Annotated in this window: 20 protein-coding genes and 1 tRNA gene; 3 read left to right on the forward strand and 18 right to left on the reverse strand. The window is 69.8% G+C overall.

What is annotated here, in order from left to right:
* Nucleotides 1–254 (forward strand): integrase core domain-containing protein (locus HZF19_RS06090; protein ID WP_208027871.1); only part of this gene is annotated, 254 nt, incomplete at its 5' end.
* A gap of 48 nt (nt 255–302) precedes the next feature.
* Here HZF19_RS06090 and HZF19_RS06095 read toward each other — a convergent pair.
* The 11 genes from HZF19_RS06095 to HZF19_RS06145 all read right to left on the reverse strand — a co-directional run bounded on the left by HZF19_RS06095 (nt 303) and on the right by HZF19_RS06145 (nt 11037).
* Nucleotides 303–629, reverse strand: a complete 327-nt coding sequence (locus tag HZF19_RS06095; protein WP_208027872.1) for a hypothetical protein — start codon at nt 627–629, stop codon at nt 303–305.
* Between the two features lie 124 nt (nt 630–753).
* Nucleotides 754–1254: a heavy-metal-associated domain-containing protein gene (locus HZF19_RS06100; protein ID WP_208027873.1), complete on the reverse strand. Its 501-nt coding sequence runs from the start codon at nt 1252–1254 to the stop codon at nt 754–756.
* The gene (locus HZF19_RS06105; protein WP_208027874.1) at nt 1247–1807 is read right to left on the reverse strand and encodes an alkylmercury lyase family protein; all 561 of its coding nucleotides are present in this window, start codon (nt 1805–1807) and stop codon (nt 1247–1249) included. The genes HZF19_RS06100 and HZF19_RS06105 overlap by 8 nt, the downstream gene beginning before the upstream one ends.
* Complete coding sequence (locus HZF19_RS06110) at nt 1804–2751, reverse strand: cytochrome c biogenesis CcdA family protein (protein WP_208027875.1); 948 nt, start codon at nt 2749–2751, stop codon at nt 1804–1806. Before HZF19_RS06110 ends, HZF19_RS06105 begins: the two co-directional genes overlap by 4 nt.
* Nucleotides 2748–3323 carry a TlpA family protein disulfide reductase gene (locus HZF19_RS06115; protein WP_208027876.1) on the reverse strand — a complete coding sequence of 192 codons (576 nt, stop codon included), beginning with the start codon at nt 3321–3323 and terminating at the stop codon, nt 2748–2750. The genes HZF19_RS06110 and HZF19_RS06115 overlap by 4 nt, the downstream gene beginning before the upstream one ends.
* Before the next feature lie 80 nt (nt 3324–3403).
* A complete protein-coding gene (locus HZF19_RS06120) occupies nt 3404–4054 on the reverse strand; it encodes a peroxiredoxin family protein (protein WP_307781153.1) in 651 nt (216 codons plus the stop codon).
* Nucleotides 4051–4329, reverse strand: coding sequence for a mercuric ion transporter MerT (gene merT, locus HZF19_RS06125; RefSeq protein ID WP_208027878.1), 279 nt, complete (start codon nt 4327–4329; stop codon nt 4051–4053). The genes HZF19_RS06120 and merT overlap by 4 nt, the downstream gene beginning before the upstream one ends.
* 109 nt (nt 4330–4438) lie before the next feature.
* Nucleotides 4439–5815, reverse strand: coding sequence for a mercury(II) reductase (gene merA / locus HZF19_RS06130; RefSeq protein WP_208027879.1), 1377 nt, complete (start codon nt 5813–5815; stop codon nt 4439–4441).
* Entirely contained in the window at nt 5815–6168 is a 354-nt protein-coding gene (locus HZF19_RS06135) for an ArsR/SmtB family transcription factor (protein WP_235979510.1), read from the reverse strand. Before HZF19_RS06135 ends, merA begins: the two co-directional genes overlap by 1 nt.
* 60 nt (nt 6169–6228) lie before the next feature.
* Nucleotides 6229–8955, reverse strand: coding sequence for a MobF family relaxase (gene mobF / locus HZF19_RS06140; protein WP_208027881.1), 2727 nt, complete (start codon nt 8953–8955; stop codon nt 6229–6231).
* Nucleotides 8956–9597: 642 nt separating this feature from the next.
* Nucleotides 9598–11037 carry an IS110 family transposase gene (locus HZF19_RS06145; RefSeq protein WP_208027882.1) on the reverse strand — a complete coding sequence of 480 codons (1440 nt, stop codon included), beginning with the start codon at nt 11035–11037 and terminating at the stop codon, nt 9598–9600.
* 912 nt (nt 11038–11949) lie between these two features.
* Here HZF19_RS06145 and HZF19_RS06150 point away from each other — a divergent pair.
* Together HZF19_RS06150 and HZF19_RS06155 are read left to right on the forward strand one after the other, a co-directional pair.
* Entirely contained in the window at nt 11950–12129 is a 180-nt protein-coding gene (locus HZF19_RS06150) for a hypothetical protein (RefSeq protein WP_208027883.1), read from the forward strand.
* 2 nt (nt 12130–12131) lie between these two features.
* Nucleotides 12132–13793 (forward strand): recombinase family protein, encoded by a 1662-nt coding sequence (locus HZF19_RS06155; RefSeq protein ID WP_208027884.1) that lies wholly within the window; start codon nt 12132–12134, stop codon nt 13791–13793.
* On the opposite strand, the gene HZF19_RS06160 is transcribed toward HZF19_RS06155, so the two are convergent.
* The 7 genes from HZF19_RS06160 to gap form a co-directional block, all read right to left on the reverse strand.
* Nucleotides 13775–13858, reverse strand: a tRNA-Leu gene (locus tag HZF19_RS06160). The genes HZF19_RS06155 and HZF19_RS06160 overlap by 19 nt on opposite strands.
* A 91-nt stretch (nt 13859–13949) precedes the next feature.
* Nucleotides 13950–14888 (reverse strand): TIGR03621 family F420-dependent LLM class oxidoreductase, encoded by a 939-nt coding sequence (locus tag HZF19_RS06165; RefSeq protein ID WP_208027885.1) that lies wholly within the window; start codon nt 14886–14888, stop codon nt 13950–13952.
* Nucleotides 14889–14991: 103 nt separating this feature from the next.
* Entirely contained in the window at nt 14992–16620 is a 1629-nt protein-coding gene (locus HZF19_RS06170; RefSeq protein WP_208027886.1) for an ABC transporter substrate-binding protein, read from the reverse strand.
* A complete protein-coding gene (gene secG / locus HZF19_RS06175) occupies nt 16617–16841 on the reverse strand; it encodes a preprotein translocase subunit SecG (protein WP_372443441.1) in 225 nt (74 codons plus the stop codon). The genes HZF19_RS06170 and secG overlap by 4 nt, the downstream gene beginning before the upstream one ends.
* A gap of 102 nt (nt 16842–16943) precedes the next feature.
* Nucleotides 16944–17735: a triose-phosphate isomerase gene (gene tpiA / locus HZF19_RS06180; RefSeq protein WP_235979512.1), complete on the reverse strand. Its 792-nt coding sequence runs from the start codon at nt 17733–17735 to the stop codon at nt 16944–16946.
* Nucleotides 17728–18864 (reverse strand): phosphoglycerate kinase, encoded by a 1137-nt coding sequence (locus HZF19_RS06185; protein WP_208027887.1) that lies wholly within the window; start codon nt 18862–18864, stop codon nt 17728–17730. The genes tpiA and HZF19_RS06185 overlap by 8 nt, the downstream gene beginning before the upstream one ends.
* Nucleotides 18861–19871, reverse strand: coding sequence for a type I glyceraldehyde-3-phosphate dehydrogenase (gene gap / locus HZF19_RS06190; RefSeq protein WP_208027888.1), 1011 nt, complete (start codon nt 19869–19871; stop codon nt 18861–18863). The genes HZF19_RS06185 and gap overlap by 4 nt, the downstream gene beginning before the upstream one ends.

The following is a 19871-nucleotide window of genomic DNA, read 5'->3' on the forward strand; positions in this document are numbered from 1 at the left end:
TCCACCACCACCGGATCCCACCCCGATCACCCAACCACAACGCCGTGTGCGAACGATTCCACGGCACCATCCTCCAAGAATGCTGGCGGCCCGCCCTCCCCCGCCGGCGTTTCAGCTCGACCCGCCAACTCCAAGCCGAAGCCGACGCCTGGCTCATCCGCTACAACCACCGGCGTCCGAACCACAGCAACTACATGGCCGGCCGCACACCCAAACACATGCTCGACACCCTCAAAGCCCGACAGACAAACTGACACCCTCCACAGGGTCCACCTGTCAACAGGACCCCCGGACAGGACCGCCTAGTCGCCGCCATCGAGGCTGGTTCGCCCGCCGATGTCGTCGCTCCGCGCCTCCGAGAGCTTCGAGCCACCAAGCTCGCAGCAGAACAGGACCTCAAGGCTGCCCGCCCGCGAAGCCTGCTCGACGACGCCGACATCCGCTCGCTCATCGAGGCTGTCGGGCCGATCACCGACGTCCTCGCCGACGCCGACCCCGAGACGAAGGCTCGCCTCTACAACGAGCTCGGCCTCGAACTGACCTTCGACGCGACGAAGCGCCTCGTAGAAGTCGAGGCGCTTCCGGTGTGCGTTAGATCGTGTCGGAGGGGGGACTCGCCCAGCCGACACACGCTCGGTCCGGTGGGCCCTCGACATCGGGTAGCGCCTACGCCTCAGCTCCCACAGGGGATCTGCCGGCAACCGCCGCGGCCCACGTTGTTCGCGAAGGGCAGGGCACCGTCGGACCCAACCCTCAGCGACGCTTGCCGTTGTGCCGACGGAACCGCACCAGGAGCGCGGCGCCCAAGGAGGTGAGGCTGAGGGCGATGATGAGAGGGTTGCGTAGTGCGGCTCCGGCGGTGACGCCGATCCCGCCGAGCACGACCGCTGTGCCGTAGGCGCAGCACAGCACCACAAGTCCCGCGGCTCCGCCGCTGCCGAGCAGCCCGGCGATCCACGGCCATCGTGGTCGGTCGGAGAGCCACTCGTCGTTCCAGTTCGAGTCACGTGCGGGGTGGCCGACTTCGTCGAGTTCTTGACGGAACCGGTCGATCGGCGTTGAGGGGTCGCGGGAGAACCGAACCGATCCGGTTCGCCAATCAGCGGTCGCGTTCGTCCCGCCCGCGTTGGTGATGGCCCGTTCGACGGTGGTCGCGCATCGGGCGCATGTCATCGCTTCGATGCCGGTGATCGTGGTCGGCATCGAGGCGGTGTCCGCTTGGAGCCGGGTGGGTGATGGGTCGGGGTCAGACATGGCCGGCTCGGGTCTGTGCGACGAGATCTGCGGCGAGGGTCACGGCGTCACCGATCGAGAGCGCCATGGTCACCGCGCCGGGGGTGGCGTCGGCCCACCGTTGGTAGGCGCCGTCGGAGGTAAATGCGTTGATGTAGGGGCAGGCCGTGTCGTAGATGCTGCCGTTGCCGTAGCGAGCGACGCCCAGCGACATGACCGCGGTCGGAGGATCGGCGGTGACCGTGTCGCGGTCGATGGTGACATGGATGGGTTGTTCGTCGCGGGGGCTGGTCGAGTGGATGATGGCGGGCCGGTTTCGGATGGCGGGGAGCATGAGCGAGTCGAGCACGCAGTGGGTGTGGATGATCTGGCCTTCGATGACGGTTTGATGCCGTGAGGTCGACCCGCAGCACAGCAACGACTCGACGGTGTCGGTCGAGGCGAGCCGGGTGAGCAGCCCGCCGAGCTGGTCGGCGAGATGGCCGAGGGTGGCGGGCGGGTCGTCGAGGTTGTGGAGTTCGGCGAGGCGCGTGCCGAGCTCGGACGGGACGGGCTTTGATCGGTAGTCGGTCATGTCGGGTCCTCGGATCGGGTGGTGGGCGAGGTTGCCATCAGAGGTGGCGTGCAACAGTCGACGTCGACAGCAGCCGTTGTTGGTTCGGGTGTGTCGTGGCGGTCTCGCCGCCGCAGCCGGCTGGCTGCCATGGTGGCCGCCGCGCCGACGACGAGTGCTGCTCCGACGAACGCGGCGAGGCCGGTGTTGGCCGAAAGCCACGCCGAGATGGTGCTCGACGCGCCTTCGACCGGCGCGGCGAGGGGGTTGCGGGCGTCGGAGCCCAGAAGGGATGGGAGCCAGTAGGCGATCAGATAGAGCCCGGAGAGGGCGAGAACAGCGCCACCGAGGCGGGTGGCGATCGGCAGGACCCGCCGGACCTTGGCGGTCAGGCCCTGTTTGGCGAACGCGGCGGACAGGGCGAGCGCCATGAGCAGTGTCGCCGCCCCCGCGGCGTAGGCGGCGAACACCGCGACGAGCTGCGCGAGGTTGTCGGTGGCGAGAGCCTGGGCGATGACTGAGAGCAGCACTGCGAGGGTGCATGACAGCGACGCGAACGCGTAGGCGGCACCGAACGCAACCATCCTCGAGTAGCTGCGCTGGTGGGTGTCGACCTGGACGCGTTGCGCGGCCGCCAGCCCGATGTGGCGTCCACCGATCATCGCGGCGCCCATGATCGTGAATGCGACGCCCAGCACAACCGCAACCCACGGTACGACGGAGAGCAGCTGGCGCAGTCCCGCGGTCACGGCGAGCCCGACGATCGTGAACACGGCACCGAACCCGGCGCTGACCGCGGCCCCGACGCGCACACCCTGGGCGGCGCGGTTGTACGGCGACAACGCTTCCGCTGCGGTGTCGGCGCCGCCGATGTAGAACCCCAAGAACGCGGGGAGCATCGCGAAGCCGCACGGATTGACCGTTGCGAGCAGCCCCGCGCCGTACGCGAACACCACGAGGTTCACGACAGCCCGACCTTTTCGAGCGCGGTACGGAGCGTGGCTTCGGAGGTGGGCACACCGTCGCGGAACACGATCGTGCCGGTGGCGTCGATGATGACGGTCGTGTCGAGCGACGCCAGCTCGTAGGTGCGGGCGACGGTCGCGTCGCTGTCGATGACGAACGGGTAGCGAGGCTCGCCGATCAGATCGACAAAGCCTGCCAACGTCTCGGGGGTATCGTTGGGGTCGGCGTCGATGACCACGACCGAGAGGCGGTCGCCGAAGCTGCGCTCGATGCGGTCCCAGGCCTGGGCCTCGGGGACACACGTCTGGCACCACGCCGCGCTGAAGAACAGGGCTGTTGGCTTGCCGGCCGCGGGGATACGCAGCGCCTCCCCGGACACCGCCGACACGGTCAGCACCGGGGGTGTGTCACCGACCGAGGCTCCCGTCGCCGCGCCGGCGTCCGTCCGCGAGCCCGGAGCTACCTCGCCGGTTCGGGAGACGAACACCGCGACGAGCAGCACGACCACGACCGCCGCGCCGGTCGCCCACCACCGTCGCCGAGCGAGCCACCCGCGGCACCGCTGGCTCACGGAAGGTATCGGGCCGGCCCGTTGACTTCCCCTCACGCTCGCGGATCGTGCAGGGTGGGCTGGGGATCGGGGGCGGGTGCTCATGTCGCGGCCTGTTGCAACCAGCCGGTGAGGGTCGCCTGGTCGGTCGCGTTGGCGTCCCCGCGCGCGACGATGATGCCGTCGCTGTCGATGATGACGACCTCGGACAACGTGGCGGGCTCGAAGGCCTGCGCCATGGTGGTGTTGGTGTCGAGCACCCACCGAAACGGCGGCGATCCGACACTCTGGGCGAATCCCGTGAGGGATTCGGCGCTGTCGGCAGGGTCATAGTCGACGGCAACGACCTCCGCGTTGTCGGCCCCGACCGTGTCCAACGCGACAGCGAGCTTGCGCGCCCCTGCTTCGCAACTCGCGCACGCGTTGGTCGCCAAGAAGTAGACCGCGACCGCCTCTCCCCGCAGCGCCGACAGCTCGACCGGGGCGCCGGTGAGATCGGCCACCACGAATGCCGGCGCCGGCTCTCCCTCCCCCGCCGCCGGGCCCCGTGTCGCAGGAGCCATCTCGGTGCTCGCGACGGTCCCGGCCCGTGCCGGCGGCGCAACCACTTGTGATTCCACTGGGCGGCGCTGCCAGACCAAGGCGGTGCCGACAAGGAACACGACGACGAACCCAGCCGGCCAGACCCACCGAAGTCCCCGACGCGGACGCACAGCCGCGCCGGGGGCCTGCGCCCCGTCACGCTCGTTCATGGGTGAGGCCGCGGCTCGCTCGCACGCCGGACGGCCGACCGCTGCTGGGTGGGATCGCAGCAGTCCTCGCCGTCGCGGGCGCGGGTTCGTGCCCGTCCGAACGCGAACACGGCGAGCGCGACGGCACCGATGACCACCACGCTGCTCCCGAACACCACCCCGGTGACCGCGAGCGAGGTCGCGCCGAGCAGCAGCGGGATTCCACAGCACACCGCCATCGCCACGACGGCCATGACACCCATCTCTTTGCCCGGATCGCTCTGCGGTCTTGTCATCGTCGGCTCCTTCGGTTCATGTGGTTCGACTGGCCGTCGCGGGCACGGGGGCGCGCCGCGGGCCGGTAGGCCCACGCAACCCAGCTCGGGATACGGGGCCGGGGTGGTGTCATGCGCAGCACGACAGCTTCCGGACGTCCTGGGTGTAGGACTGCGCCGCCAAGCGCAGCGCTTCGCCCATCGTCAGGTACGGCGTCCAGGTCGATGCCAGATCGGTGACCGTCATGCCCTGGGTGATTGCGTAGACCCCTGCGAGGATGACGTCACCGGCGCCGGCAGCGAGGAGATGGACACCCAGGATGCGGCCCGAGCCGGCCTCGGCCACCAACTTCACCGCGCCCCGGGTGTCTTGGGACACCAGCGCACGGGGCACCCGATCCAACTCAAGCACCCGGCTGTCGGTCTGAAATCCCGACGCTTGGGCTTGTGCTTCGGTGAGGCCAGCCGCGGCGAGCTGGGGGTTCGTGAAGATCACATCGGGCAGGCCGGTCAAATCAACTCGCTGCTCGCCTCGGGTGAGCGCGTTCTCGGCCGCGGCGGCTCCCTGCGCGGACGCCACGTAGACGAACTGGGGACCGCCCGTGACGTCACCCGCGGCGTAGACGACCGGGTTCGTGGAACGCTGCTGGTTGTCGGTCTTGATGAACCCCGCAGCGTCGGTCTCGACTCCCGCGACCGCCAGGTCCAGCGCAGCGGTGCGGGGCCGTCGCCCCGTCGCGACCAACAGGTGCGATCCGGTGATCGTCGTCCCGGCTGCGGTCGTGACCCGGACTCCGCTGCCGTCGCGGTCGACGGTGGTGGCTCGCTCGGCGATGAGGGTGAGCCCTTCGTCGGTGAGCGCCTCGGCGAGGCGTTGCGCGAGCTCTGGCTCGGCGTGGGGTGCGACGCGTCCGATGATGGTGACCTTGGCGCCGAGGTGCGCGAAGAGCTGTCCCTGTTCGAGACCAACGAAACCGCCGCCCACGATGACCAAGTGCTCGGGTACCTCGTTGAGTTCCATCGCCGAGGTCGAGGTCAACACATCGACGTCGCCGATGCCGACGAGATCGGGGAACGCAGGCTCCGCGCCGGTAGCGATCACGAACGCCTTGGCTGTCAAGGTGCGCCCGTCGACGTCGATCGTGCGCTCGTCAGTGAAACGGGCTTCGCCAACCACGATCTCGAAGCCGTAGTCCGCCGCCAGGTTGACGTACTTGCCCTGGCGGAGCTCGCCGACCAAGTGCCGTTTCTGGGCTTGGATCGCCGCGAGATCGACCCCGCCGCTGGTGGCCGGCACTCCGGCGAATCGGGGGTGGCGGGCATGCCACACTGCGTCCGCCGCGGCCAGCAGCGCCTTGGACGGGACACACCCCACATTCACGCAGGTACCCCCGACGGTTGCCCGTTCGACGATGGCCACGCTCGCACCCAGATCATGGGCCCGGATCGCGGCCGCGAAGGCGGCGCCGCCCGAGCCGACCGCAATGAGATCGAACCGTTCAGCCATCACACCCACACCGGTCCGATGCGAGTACACGACGAAAGGTGCTCCTCGCGCCGCGCAGCGGCGACCGACGCGTTCGCGACCAACGAGGCGACGTCGCCGTCCACGAGGGAGTAGCGCACCGTGCGTCCCTCCGGCTCGGCCTCCACGAACTCGCAGTACCGCAGGCACGCCAGATGATTCGACAACCGGCTCCGCGGGATACCGGTCGCCTCGACCAACTCGGCCACCGTCAACGAACCCCCCTCCAACGTCTGGAGGATCGTGAGGCGGGTCGGATCACCCAGAACCCGAAAGAACCGCGCCGTCGCCCGGACAAGAGAATCCGAACCCAAAGCTGTCGATGCGAGAACCATGCTCGCTATATAACAGGTTTTCCTGTCATTGCACAGCGTGGCCCGCCAACTTGGCGCTCACTACAGGCCGATTCCGAGGCCGTCGTCGACAGCGGGCCGCTCGCGCTGTTGCAAGCGGTCGAGTCGTGCGGTGATATCCGCCACGTCATCTGCGAGGGTGCGGTCGTCGCTCGGGTCGGGCAGCTCGGCGAGGAGATCGTCGGCCAGCGAGTTGTGCGCGCGCGACCCGGCGGGTTCGGGGAGCTCGGCGAGCAGCGCGTCCCGGCCATGCCCGACCGGGGTCCCGTCGGGTTCGGGAAGACTGCCCAACAGCTCCGAGGCGAGGTGCTGGGACCGGTCCCGGGAGAGTTCACGTTCGGCGTGTTCCAACAACAGATCCCGGCCATCCACTCGCTGCGCTCGCTGCGGGTTGGGGGCGAGGACGTTCCACACGTCCTCGTCGGGGGTGAGCATGTAGAGGCGGTTCTCGACTCGGCCGCGTGACAGCGCGGTGTAGGCGGCCTGGCGATCGAGATCACCGTCACCGCCGAGGGTGAAGATCCGATCGGCGGTGGCGCCCTGGGTCTTGTAGTTCGTGCGCGCGTAGCCGTAGTCGAGGAAGCCGGCCTCGAGCCGGTCGGTGGGCATGGTGCGTTCCTCGTTCACCCGTTCACACTTGAACGTGACGGTCTTGCGGCTCTCATTGATGCGGGTGACGGTGCCGACATCGCCGTTGAGGATGTCGAGGTCCCAGTGGTTGCGGCCAACGGCGAGGACCTGGTCGCCGACGGCGAACTCGCGGCCAGCCACCTGGATGCGCTTGTCGATGTGCAGCTCGTGGTTCCCGAACCGCCCCGCCGCGTCGAGCAGTGCACGCGCGCGGTCGTTGAGGTCGGCGACATCAGCGCGTCTCGTGGCGATCATGACCTTGTCGGTCCCCGGTGCGTTGAACCAGTCGTCGACCAACTTCTGTCGGAGGGCATCGGCGTTGTCGGCGGTGATGATGCGGCCGTTGGTCCCGTAGGCGGCGACCGCCTCGGAGATGCGCCCGTTGCGGAGGTCGTCGAGCGCGCCGATCTCCCACTCGTGGATCTGGCGGCGGTTCTCGACCAGCGCCGTCGACGGCGCATAGATCGATATCGCCCGGAACGACCCGCCCGCGTCGATCTCGGGCAACTGCGCGGTGTCACCGGCCAACACCAACTTCGCCCCCGCTTCGGTGGTGTGCCGTGAGATGGCGTCGAGGGTTCGTGTGCCGACCATGCCGCTCTCGTCGATCACCACGACGCAGCCCGCGTCGAGGACCAGGCGGCCTTCGTCGAGCTGGTTGAGCAGCCGGGTGATGGTCATTGCGGGGATCCCAGACCCCGCCGACAGCTCCGCGGCCGCGCGTGCGGAGAGCGCGGCGCCGAACACCGAGTAGCCCGACGCTTCCCAGCCTTCGCGGGCGGCGTCGAACGTGAAGGTCTTCCCGGTCCCCGCGGCGCCGACGGCGACGTCGATGCCGGCACCCGACAGGGTGAGGTGTCGGACCATGGCTGCCTGCTCGTCGGAGATCGACGGGCGTGAGGCGATCGCTGCCTCGACCGCGTCTGGTTGTGCGATGGCGGCCCCGGCGTCGCGTTGGCTGCGGGCGCGTTCGACGACGCGGTTCTCGGTCAACAACAGCTCGATGGTCGTCCATCTCGGTTCGCCGGCGACGTCGCCGACCTCGACGACGCGACGCTCGGCGATGAACCCGTCGGCGAGGTCCTCGATGGCGGTCACGTCCGCGCCGTCGGGCATCCGCTCGGCGACCGCCCGCACCACATCACGACGCCCGAACGTCGACGCATGCTCCGTCACCCCGGTCGCCGACGCGAGGTCATCGAACAGCGAGCCGACCGACCACAGCTGGGGCTCCCGGGCCACGCCCCGGCCGAGGAGCTCGGCGACTTCGACGGGACCGAACCCCAGCTCGTCAGCACGCTGGGCCCAGTCGGCTCGCAGCGTGTTGGCGTCGACCTCGTAGACCTTCGCCCGGCGGGTGTCGAGCGCGGCGTTCTGCGCGGCCTTCGCCGAGTGCTCAGCGCGGGCTTCCATCGCGTCGAGAATCTCCGCCCGCCGCTGGGAGAACGCGTCGATGAGGTCTCTCGGGATGCCGGCGACATCCGCGTAGCCGTTGGTCACGGGCTGCCATTCGACGCCGAGGCGGCGGGTGAGCTCGGCCCGCAGCTGGGCTTGGTAGAGGAACCCGGCGGTCTTGGCGTGGTGGAACATCGGCGGCGAGTGCAGCGCCCCCCAACGCCCATCGGGCATGTGGGTCATGTTGGCGATGAGCACGTGGGTGTGCAGCGTCGGATCCCCCGCCCGCGACGTCTGGTGCCGGAACCCGGCGGCCACGAACCCCTCGCCGGGGACCTGGTGCTGGACCCCGTCGGTCCGGCGACGCGACAGGCAGACCTGGCGCTCGAGGTAGCCGATCGCCGCGTCGACGGCGGCCTCGTGCGCGGCGACCACCTCACCGGTGACCGTGCCGGCCTCACCCAGCCCGTAGAGCAGCGAGATCGACTTCGGGGCCCGGAACGTGAAGTCCAGCCCCGGCAGCTTCGCCCGCGTCAACCGCTCGTCGCTTCCGGGCCTTCGTCCCTCGAGGACCGCAGTGAGGTCGGCTTCGTCGACCAGGCCATCGAGGCCCAACAGGCCGGAGCCCGCGCCCAACCATCGGCCCGGCGCTTCACCCCGACCGGTGTAGTAGTCCTCCACGCCCTTGGCGATCGACAGGTAGTAGGTCTGCTGACCGGCGGCCATCAATCCGATGTTCAACATGCGCGCGCACCTCCACTTCCCTTACCCACCCCTAAGCCGCCGCGCGTCCCCCGATTTCGCGTGGTCGTTCGTCACACCACCCCGACCGATCGGCCGCGAGTCACTGGTCAGGTCACGACTCGGGTCATTGCTCGCGCCTCAGCACGCTGACGCAGTGACTTCATCGCGCATCCCGGTCCCGACTTCGGTCCCGCAATCGGTCCCGGGTTCGATCCCGGCCCGTGTCGCATCCTCCCGGTCACGGTCCCGTCCCGGTTCACGGCGCGGGTTCGCCGGCAACCCGACCCCAACCCGGAAGGTCGCGGTGACCGGAGGGCGGGTGCCCAACCGGAGCGAAGCGGCGGGCGGGAGCATCGTGCGGTTAGCGGACGGGACGGCACCAGCCGACACGACCCGCTCCCGGTCGCGTTCCCGTTCGGGTTCCCGGTCCGGTCCCGGCGAACACCCTGCTCGACCGCGAGCCAGTCTGTGACCCTATGCAGGACGCGTTGTCAAGAGGCGTTCGCGAAGCAGCACGCTGGCTGGTGCGCGCGTGCGCGCGTGCGCGCGCGGTGAGGCCCTCGACGAGGGTCGTTTCGCTGGATGGGCGCGAATCGCGGGCGCTGTGTTGGCCTGCGCGCCCCGCGATGGAGACGGGATGGGTCAGGAGTGCGGGCGGTTCGGCCTGCTCGACGCGTCGGCGGGGGTCTTGACGCGGGGCCCGTTGGGTCCCGACGATGACGGCTGGGGAAGGTCGCCTCGTGTGTCACGCCGTCCGGCGTGGTGAGGGGCCTTCCCCTTCGCTTTGGTCTTGCGGGACCGGCGCCGCCGGCGGATCTCTTCGGGGACCGTGTAGCGCTCAGCGATGATCGCCTTGGCCTCGGCAGGGTCGACGGGCCGGCCGTCGATGTCGCGGATCACGTAGGGCTCACCGCGGGCCATCGTGACCCACCCCCGCTCGGCTAGGCGGGTGGCGACAACGCACAGCGCCTTGGTGTGATGGGCGCCCCGCTCGACCATCTGGGTGTAGTAGACCGCGGCGAGCTGGGGGTCGAGACGCCGTGCGGTGTTGGCCGACAGCACGAGCTGGTGGCGCAGCCGGCCGGGCCCGGCCTTGGACATCGGCTGGCCTTTGCGGTCGGTGTCACCGGTCTCGGACGCCCGCGGGGCCAGGCCGGTGAAGGACTTGAACGCGGCCGCGTCGCGGAACCGGCCCGGGCGTCCCATCGACGCCACCAGCAGCGGACCGCCGATCGCGGCGACACCGGGCAGCGAACGGGCCAGACCGTCGGGATCCGCGGCCTTGTAGGCGTCCTCGCGGGCCACGGCGTGGCCCTTGTGCTCAGCCCAGATCGCTCGCAGCAGCCGGCACTCCGTGGCGATCTCCGCCGCCAACGCCTCAAACGGCACCGCCGGGTCATCCCCATAGAGGTCCAGGGCATCCTCGGCCGCTTGGCGCCATGAGGCCGCATGATCAGCGCCTTTCTGACCCGACGACGCCTTGGCGATCACCTCGACCAGACGCCTGTGCGGGACCTTGGCCAGCCGGCGCGGGTCGCCCCAACGCTCCAGGACCGCGACGTCGCAACGGGACACCTCCCCGCCGATCACGTCATCGATGGAGGGGTAGAGCTGGCGGGCCAGCTCCCGCAGCCGGATCTTGCGTTGGGTCTGGGCTTCGGTCAGCCGCTCACACGCCCGCACCCGCCGGTCCAGGGCGGCGAGCTCGCCGGTGGGCAACTCGAGGGGCCGCACCCCGCCGGGGTCCACGATCGGCAGACGGGCCAAGGTCTCCGCGTCGATCGAGTTCGTCTTCGCGTTCGCCGACAAGAACCGCCGCAGCGCGGCCGCCTTCGCGGAGGACACCCGATACACGAGATGGCCGCGGCGCACGAAGAACACCGCGACGGGCAACCACGCCACCCCCGTCGGTTCCACCACCACCTCCAGGCGAGTGCCCTCCGGCGCCCCGGCGAGCGCGGCGGCCTCGACCGCTTCCAACGACTCCCGGATCGGGCGACAGCGGCGCCGGGCCACCACCGTGCCCTCCGCGTCGGTGACCACCACGGTGTGCGCCGACGCGATCCCCAAGTCGACTCCCACAAGACGACGATCCGACATGAGCTTCTCCTTCCGATCGAACAACGAGGATGTGTTCCTCGGCTCGACCGGGGGGCATGCCCACCACGCCGACCACGGCCCCACGAGCGGTCGCACGAGAGCCCGTCACGGCCCCCACACATGTCGTTCAACCGGACCACGACCTCAACGGGTCGGCCCACGAACCTATCCGGGTCCTCCGTGGCCGGACCGGAAGGGAGGCACTCAGACTGCCGAGGCGTCCGCAGCCGCGGCCCTCAGTGACCTTCGTAATCGCCTCCCCCCGAACCAGCCGGGGAGCACTCATGCAACCCGAGGCCATCGACGACGATCAACCGCCGAGGCACGCTTACATGTGACCTCTGCTTTGGGGGTGTCCCTGTAGAGGTCGTGCGTCTCGGGATGAGGCGGTGTCGGAAGCAGGTGTCGACGCGCGGAGCGAGAGCAGGTGGCTGCTGGCCGAGGACGTGACCGGGAGGGCGCGCGATCAGGCCCGTGAACGCGTGAACGCCACGTGATCGCACCAGGATGAGGGCGTGCGCCTCTCCGCGTGCGTGCGATTGGTGTGCCCGATCGCAGCTGCGAGGCCGACTCGGTGTTCCGGTCGGCGGGCAGACCGGGACCCACCCCGACATGGATTTCTCGAGATTTCTTCGGATCGGGAACTCGAACGGGAGCGATACCGGGAGTCCCGTTCGCGATGGTCGACCTCGTGAGTCGTCCTCTCCCCCGGCCGGGATGCCATCCGCACCGTGTGATGGCCCCTGCCCCCGCGCAGGGTGTACCCCAGGGAGTAGGTCAGGGTGTAGCTCCAGCGCGACGGGGCGAAGGCCACGCAGATTTCTCGTGCCAACCGTCACCGAGGGCGTACCTCAGGTCGTATGTCAGGGCGTACCTCTTGCGACGGTCGACCCCATGAGTCGCCCATCCGACCGTGCCTCGGTCGTTCTGGAGGTGCCCGACGGGCTGCCGCAATTGACCGGCGACGCGGCGCGGCTGCTCCTGGCGATGGTCCGCGACGCCGCCCGGGAACCGTCGGTGGTGGAGCTGCGAATCGGTCGTTCCCCTGACGAGCCCGAAGCCGTAGCGTCGTGACCATGTTGAAGCGCTTCGCGTTCTACGGCCGAGTGTCCACCGAGGACCAACAGGACCCCGCGTCCTCGAAGGCCTGGCAGCTCTCGCGGTCCAGCCAGCTGATCGAGGGTCACGGTGAGGTGGTGGCCGACTACTTCGACATCGGCCAATCGCGGTCGTTGCCGTGGAAGCGGCGACCGGAGGCGTCACGGCTGCTCGACGACCTTCGACGCCGCGACGATCGGACGTTCGACGCCGTGGTGATCGGTGAACCGGCCCGGGCGTTCTACGGCCAGCAGTTCGGGCTCACGTTCCCGACGCTGGTGCACTACGGCGTCGAGCTGTGGGTCCCCGAAGTCGGCGGCCGGGTCGATCCCGACAGCGAAGCGCACGACCTCGTGATGTCGCTCTACGGCGGCATGTCGAAGGGCGAACGAAACCGGATCAAGGTCCGAGTCCGCACCGCGATGGCATCCCAGGCCGCAACCGAAGGCCGCTACCTCGGCGGCCGCCCGCCCTACGGCTACCAGCTCGCAGACGTCGGAGCCCACCCAAACCCGGCCAAGGCCGCCGACGGCAAGCGCCAACACCGCCTCGAGCCCGATCCGGTGGCGGCGCCGGTCGTGCGTCGGATCTTCGCCGGGTACCTCGACGGCCACGGTCTCCGCTCGATCGCCGAGGCGCTCACCGCCGAGGGGATCGCGTCGCCATCGGCGCACGACCCAAGCCGCAACCGTCACCGCCAGCACTCCGGTGGCGCGTGGGCCCACTCGGCGGTGCGCGCGATCCTGCATAATCCCCGGTACACCGGCCATCAGGTGTGGGCCCGACAGCGCAAGGACGAGGACCTGCTCGACCCCGAAGACGTCGCCCTCGGGCACCGCACCCGGATGCGCTGGAACGAGAAGGGCGAGTGGATCTGGTCGGCTGAGGTCACGCATGAGCCGCTCGTCGACATGGAGACCTTCGACCAGGTGCAGGCGATCATGGCGTCCCACGTCCGGGTCGCCCGTCCCAAGACCGTCATGCCAACCGAGCGCGCCTACCTGCTGCGAGGGCTGCTGTTCTGCGGGGTCTGCGGGCGGCGCATGGGCGGCAACTACAACCACGGCAAGGCACACTACCGCTGCACATTCCGAGAGCAGTACGCCCAGAAGAAGGGCATCGAGCATCCCCGCACCGTCTACCTGCGCGAGGACAAGGTCGTCCCCGCCCTCGACGAATGGCTCGGGCAGCTGTTCAACCCAGACAACCTCGACGCCACCTGTGAACAGCTCGCCGCCGCATACGAACAACACGAAGACACGTCGCGAGCCGAGCAGGCCCGCCAAAGCATCGGCGACTGCGACCAGCGACTCTCCCAGTACCGCGCCGCCCTCGACGCCGGGGCCGACGCCGCAACCGTCGCCGGGTGGATGGCCGAGGTCACCGCCGAGCGCAACCGGGCCGACATCGCGCTGCGCACCGCAACACCCGCCGACGCGCCCACCGTCGCCGAGCTACGCGGGCTCATCGAAGGACTCGGCGACATGGTCGCCGTGCTCGCCAACGCCGACCCCAAACAGCGAGCCGAACTCTACGAAACACTCGGACTACGGCTCACCTGGCACCCCGATGACAGGAAGGTGCTGGTAGAAGCCCAACCAGCGCGTGTGCTGGCTGGCGGTGTCGGAGGGGGGACTTGAACCCCCACGCCCTTGCGGGCACTAGCCCCTCAAGCTAGCGCGTCTGCCTATTCCGCCACTCCGACGTGGCCTCCGGAACGGCTGCTTCCCCGCACCGGAGCGAGCGGCCACTCTAGCGCGGGCCTTCCTCGATCCCGAAGCCGGCGGCGGGCTACGTCACTGCCCGCTCAGCGCCTCGACGACCGGCGCGAGCACTCTCGCCTGGTCCCCGGGGATCACGTGGTACGAGTAGCCCCACCGCTCCCGGCGATCGTGCAGCCGCTCGGCGATCTCGGTCGGCGAGCCAATGAGGGTGAGCGGCGACTCGAGCACCGACTCCGGCTCCGTCCCGAAGCCCGGCGCCAGCAGCGATGCGAAGCCGGCGCTGTCGTCGGTCACCTGCGCGACCGCCAGCCAGGCGTTCAGCTCCAGGTCCCCGAAGCGCTCGCCCGCGCCCTCCTTCACCCATCGCACTTTCTGGTCGATGCGGTCCGCCAGCGCGTCACGGGCAGCTTCGGCGTCGATCTCCCCGGAGTGGATCGACGCGTTCACGCCGACGATGTCGGCGGTCGCGCCGGCGAAGCGCAGCACCCGAGGCGCCCCGCCGCCGATGATGATCGGCGGTCCGCCCGGCCGGTACGGCGCCGGCGTGCCCTCCAGCTCGGTGATCGTGTAGTGCTCGCCGTGGAAGTTGAACGGCCCGGGGGCGAACAGGCCCTTGAGCACCCTCGTGTGCTCGATCAGCCGGCGCACCCGCACCCCGGGCCGGTCCATCGGGATGCCGGATCGCTCGTAGTCTGTGCGCTTCCACCCCGCGCCCAGGCCCACTTCTAGCCGCCCTTCGGAGAGCAGGTCGATGGTCGCCAGCTCCCGGGCCAGCACCGCCGGGTGGCGGAAGTCGCAGTCGAACACGAGCACCCCCACGTTGAGGGTGGTCGTCACCGCGGCGGCTGCGGCAGTCAGGGCGATCGGCCCAGGTCCCTCGTCGAAGTGATCGGGCAGGAACAACGTCGAGTAGCCGAGGTCCTCGAGCTCCCGGGCGCTGTCGAGCCAGGTGCGTCCGGGCAGCGGCTCGTGCAGCTCAGCGGCGAAACGGAAACGGCGGGGATGTGCCATCCCCTGGTTCTAGCCCGCGGGTCGGCAGCCAGTCGGCTGGCCCCCCGCTGGCCCTGCCGGATGGCCCGACCGGACGAAGCTGCGGGCCCCCCGGCCCGCTCGCCTAGTCCGCCAGCCACAGCGAGGCGACGTCGAACGTTCCGTCCAGGCGACCGGCGAACCCGTTCACCCGTGGCGCGATCACCTGGTTCGTCATGAGCTGCACCACCGGGATCGCCACCCCGTCGCCGAGCAGGCGCTGCTCGGCCTCGCGGTAGAGCGAGTCCCGCGCCTCGGCCTCTGGCGTCGCCCGCGCCCGGGTGATGGCGGCGTCCACCGCCTCCGAGCTCACCCCGACCACGTTGTCGCGCGACCCCGACAGGAACGGCGGGCCGAGATACGCCTCCTGGGTGGGGTTGATGCCCACCCAACCGAAGCTGAACACGTCCGGTTCCCCGCTCACCACGAACGACCGGTACTCCTCGAAGGGCTTGACCCGGTGTTCCACCGGGATGCCGACCGCCTGCAGGTCGGCAGTGATGGCCTCGATCAACTCGATCTGGCTGGGGTCGTCGTAGGTGTCGAGCACGACGGTCGTGGTCACCGGTCCACCGCCGAACACCTCGGCCAGCAGCGCCCGGGCTTCGTCCAGGTCGTAGGCGCACGCGGTGGCGCAGGCGTCGTCCGCGGCGCCCTGCACCCCAGCCGCAACCAGCCCCCGCAACGGGAGACGGCCGGCGAAAACCCGACGCGCGATCCCCTCCCGGTCGATGGCTGCGACGATCGCCCGGCGGAACCGCACGTCGGCGTAGGCCGGATCGTGCTGGTTGATGCCGAACCACAGCTCCGCCCCGAAGCTGCGGAACGCGCCGTTCCCATACTTGGCCGCCGCCTCCGCCAGCGTCTCCCGCTCGGGGGGCACGAGCGACCAGTCCACCCGGCCCTCCTCGAACGCGGCGTACGAGTCAGCGACCGTGTCGAACCCCACCAGCTCCACCGTGTCGGGCCCTGCAGCCTCCCCGGCCGGGCCCGGCGCCCGCTCCAGGCGCACGACCGAACCGTCACGCCCGACGAACCGGTACGGCCCGGAGCCCACCGGCTGATCGCCGAAGCGGTCCCCCGCGGCCTGCACCGCGGCCCGGGGGACGATGCCGTAGAGGGGCGATCCGAGCAGCTCCGGCAACTGGGTGTAGGAGACCCCCAGGTCGATCTCGAGCGTACGCTGGTCGAGCACCCGCACGCCGGACAGCTCCGAGGCGCTCCGCTCGACCGCCAGCGCCTCGTAGCCGGCGACGATGTCGAGCCGGGTGCCCGCGAGCGACGCGCTCCCCTGGCGGGCCAGGCGCTCCAGTGTGAACTTCACGTCCTCCGCGGTGATCGGCGAGCCGTCGGCGAAGGCCCGGTCCCGCAGCACGATCCTCCAGCGGCGGTGGTCCTCGGAGGGCTGGAACGACTCGGCCAGATCCGGCTCCGCGGGGTTCGCATCGGTGGCCAGCGAATCGTAGAGCAGGTCGACCGCGATCATCTCGGCCTGCTCGGTGGGCACCGCCAGGGCGGGGTCGAGCGCCGTCGAGCCGGCGACGCCGAGACGCAAGGTGCCGCCTGGGCGGAAGCCGGCCTCGGTGGTGGGTGCGGGCTCGCTCTCCTCCGCACCCGAACAGCCCACGGCGCTCGCGGCGACGGCGAGAGCGATCGCGGCGGCGAGGAGACGCCTGCCGTTCGGCCGCCTCGCCTCCACGGCCGGCGGACTCACCCGTTGTTGAGCAGCAGTGCCAGACCGACGGAGGTGAACACGAAGATGAGTGCCGCCACCACGGTGATGCGGTCGAGGTTCTTCTCGACCACCGTGGAGCCCGCCGCCGAGGCCCCCAGGCCACCACCGAACATGTCCGACAGGCCACCCCCCCGGCCGCTGTGGAGCAGGACCAGGAAGATCAGGCCCATCGACACGATGATGTGGAACCCGAGGACGATGGCGGTCAGCACGGCAAACCACGCTACCAGCGGTCGCCGCCGAACGCAGACCGCCACCCTGACCGGGCGCGGACCGCCGCCCGAGCCGCCCCGGACCGCCGGTCAGGCGGTCAGGCGGTAGCGGACGATCTTGGCGAACTCGTCGGGATCGAGGCTGGCGCCGCCCACCAGCGCCCCGTCGATGTCGGGTTGGGCCATCAGCTCGGCGATGTTGGCGGGCTTGACCGAACCGCCGTACTGGATGCGCACCGCCGACGCCGTCGGGTCATCGAAGAGGTCCCCCACCGTGGCGCGGATCGAACCGCACACCGCCTGCGCGTCCTCGCTGGTGGCGGTCTTTCCGGTTCCGATGGCCCAGATGGGCTCGTACGCGATGACCATCGACGCCACCTGGTCGGCCTTCAGCCCGGCGAGGCCCGCCTTCACCTGGCCCAGCACCTTCTCGTCGGTACCACCCGCCTCGCGCTCGGCCAACGTCTCGCCCACGCACAAGATCGGAGTCATCCCGAACCGCAAGACCGCCTTGACCTTCTTGTTCACCACCTCGTCGGTCTCGCCGAACAGCTCCCGGCGCTCGCTGTGCCCGACGATCACCAGGCTCACGTTGAGCTTGGCCAGGAACGCCGGCGACACCTCCCCCGTGAACGCGCCCTTCTCCTCGAAGTAGCAGTTCTGCGCGCCGAGCAGGATCGGGATCTTGTCGCTCTCGAGCGTGGTCTGCACCGAGCGGATGTCCGTGAACGGTGGGTGCACCGACACGTCCACCAGCTCGTAGTCCTCCTTGTCGAGGCGGTAGCCGAGCTTCTGTACGGTCTGGATGGCCTCGAAGTGATTGTGGTGCATCTTCCAGTTGCCGCTGATCAACGGCTTGCGGCTGGGCTTCTTCTCAGGCATTCGGCGCTCCCCGCAGAGCCTCGAGGCCGGGGAGGTCGCCGAGCTCCAGCAACTCGAGCGACGCCCCGCCACCGGTGGACACGTGATCGATCGCCGCCGCGAGGCCGAACTGGTCGAGCGCGGCAGCGCTGTCCCCTCCGCCCACGACGGTGAAGCCGGGCGCGTCGGCCATCGCGCTGGCGATGGCTTTCGTCCCCGCTTCGAAACGTGGATCCTCGAACACCCCCATCGGGCCGTTCCAGAACACCGTGCGGGCGGCCTGGATCACGTCGGCGAACTCGGCGGCCGAGCCCGGTCCGATGTCGAGGCCCTTCCACCCGTCAGGGACGTCCGCGCCCACCTGGCGCACCTCGCCCCCTGCGTCCGGGTTGCCGATCTCACCGCCCGGGCCGAGCGCGGTGATGTCGGTGGGCAGGTGCAGCTTGTCGCCCTCCCGCTCGAGGAGCTCCCGGCAGGTGTCGACCATGTCCTCTTCCACCAGCGAGTCACCGATGGTGTGGCCCCGGGCCTTGAGGAACGTGAAGCACATTCCGCCGCCGATGATCAGTGAGTCGGCCACCCGCAGCAGCGCACCGATCACCGCCAGCTTGTCGCTCACCTTGGCCCCGCCCAGGATGCACACGAAAGGGTGCTCGGGATCGGTGCGCAGCGGGAGCAGCACGTCGACCTCGCGCTGGAGCAGCCGGCCCGCCGCGGAGGGCAGCAGGCGGGGCGGGCCGACGATCGAGGCGTGAGCCCGGTGCGAGGCGCCGAACGCGTCGTTGACGTAGAGATCCTGGCCCTCGACCAGCTTGGCGACGAACGTCGGATCGTTGGCTTCCTCACCCGGGTCGAAGCGCAGGTTCTCGAGCAGCTCCACCCCGGGCGCCAGCTCGGCCAGCACTCGGCGGACGGGTTCGATCGAGTACGTGGGATCGGGCTTGCCCTTGGGTCGGCCGAGGTGGCTGCACGCGGTCACCCGGGCGCCGCGTTCGGTCAGCCACTCGATGGTGGGTAGCGCGGCCCGGATGCGGAAGTCGTCGACGACCACACCGTCCCTGATGGGGACGTTGAAGTCCGCTCGGAGGAGGACCCGGCGACCTTCGACGTCGCCCAGGTCCTCCAGGGTGGGAAGGCTGCCGGGCGTCACCTGTTCGCGGCGCCCACGATCTGCACCAGATCGACCAGCCGGTTCGAGTAGCCCCACTCGTTGTCGTACCAGCCCAGCACCTTGACCAGGTTGCCCATGGCCATGGTCAGCTTCGAGTCGAAGGTGCACGACGCCGGCGAGCCGACGATGTCCGTGGAGACGATCGGCTCGTCGGTGTACTCCAGCACTTTCGCCAGTGGACCCGACGCTGCCGCGGCGGCGAATGCCTCGTTCACCTGTTCAACCGTGACCTCCTGGGCGAGCACGCCGACGAAGTCGGTGATGGACCCGTCCGGCACCGGCACCCGCAGCGCGGTGCCGTCGAGTCGGCCCTTCATGGCCTGTAGGACCAGGCCCGTGGCCCGAGCGGCCCCGGTGGACGACGGCACGATGTTGATCGCCGATGCCCGCGCCCGGCGGAGGTCCTTGTGTGGGCCGTCCACCAGGTTCTGATCGCCGGTGTAGGCGTGCACGGTCGTCATGAGACCCTTCTCCACCCCGAAGGCGTCGTCGAGCACCTTGATCATCGGCACGAAGCAGTTCGTGGTGCAGGAGGCGTTCGAGACCACCTTGTGGTTGGCCGGGTCGAAGGTGTCGTCGTTGACACCCACCACGAAGGTGGCGTCGGCTTCCGTACAGGGCGCGGAGACGATCACGAACGGTGCGCCCGCGTCGAGGTGCGCGGCGGCCTTCTCCCGGGTGGTGAAGATGCCGGTCGACTCGACCACCACGTCAACGCCGAGCTCGCCCCACGGCAGCTCCTTCGGGTCGCGGATGGCGGTGATCTTGAGCAGCTTGCCGTCGACCTCGATGCCGTCGCCAGTGGGCTTCACCTCGGCGTCGAGGCGACCCATGACCGAGTCGTACTTGAGCAGGTGGGCCATCTCGGCCACGTCCCCGAGGTCGTTGGCGGCCACGACCTCCACGTCGGCGCCCTGCTGGCGCACCGCCCGGTAGAAGTTGCGGCCGATGCGGCCGAATCCGTTGACCCCGACACGAATGGTCAT

The organism is Rhabdothermincola sediminis (assembly GCF_014805525.1).
GTDB classification, from domain to species: Bacteria; Actinomycetota; Acidimicrobiia; order Acidimicrobiales; family Acidimicrobilacustridaceae; genus Rhabdothermincola; species Rhabdothermincola sediminis.

Excerpts from the sequence above, each read along its gene's own strand:
- merT (WP_208027878.1), bottom strand. The coding sequence starts at position 4,329 with ATGACAAGACCGCAGAGCGATCCGGGCAAAGAGATGGGTGTCATGGCC.
- HZF19_RS06120 (WP_307781153.1), bottom strand. The coding sequence starts at position 4,054 with ATGAACGAGCGTGACGGGGCGCAGGCCCCCGGCGCGGCTGTGCGTCCG.
- HZF19_RS06105 (WP_208027874.1), bottom strand. The coding sequence starts at position 1,807 with ATGACCGACTACCGATCAAAGCCCGTCCCGTCCGAGCTCGGCACGCGC.
- merA (WP_208027879.1), bottom strand. The coding sequence starts at position 5,815 with ATGGCTGAACGGTTCGATCTCATTGCGGTCGGCTCGGGCGGCGCCGCC.
- HZF19_RS06155 (WP_208027884.1), top strand. The coding sequence starts at position 12,132 with ATGTTGAAGCGCTTCGCGTTCTACGGCCGAGTGTCCACCGAGGACCAA.
- HZF19_RS06150 (WP_208027883.1), top strand. The coding sequence starts at position 11,950 with ATGAGTCGCCCATCCGACCGTGCCTCGGTCGTTCTGGAGGTGCCCGAC.
- mobF (WP_208027881.1), bottom strand. The coding sequence starts at position 8,955 with ATGTTGAACATCGGATTGATGGCCGCCGGTCAGCAGACCTACTACCTG.
- HZF19_RS06100 (WP_208027873.1), bottom strand. The coding sequence starts at position 1,254 with ATGTCTGACCCCGACCCATCACCCACCCGGCTCCAAGCGGACACCGCC.
- tpiA (WP_235979512.1), bottom strand. The coding sequence starts at position 17,735 with ATGCCTGAGAAGAAGCCCAGCCGCAAGCCGTTGATCAGCGGCAACTGG.
- gap (WP_208027888.1), bottom strand. The coding sequence starts at position 19,871 with ATGACCATTCGTGTCGGGGTCAACGGATTCGGCCGCATCGGCCGCAAC.
- HZF19_RS06135 (WP_235979510.1), bottom strand. The coding sequence starts at position 6,168 with ATGGTTCTCGCATCGACAGCTTTGGGTTCGGATTCTCTTGTCCGGGCG.
- HZF19_RS06165 (WP_208027885.1), bottom strand. The coding sequence starts at position 14,888 with ATGGCACATCCCCGCCGTTTCCGTTTCGCCGCTGAGCTGCACGAGCCG.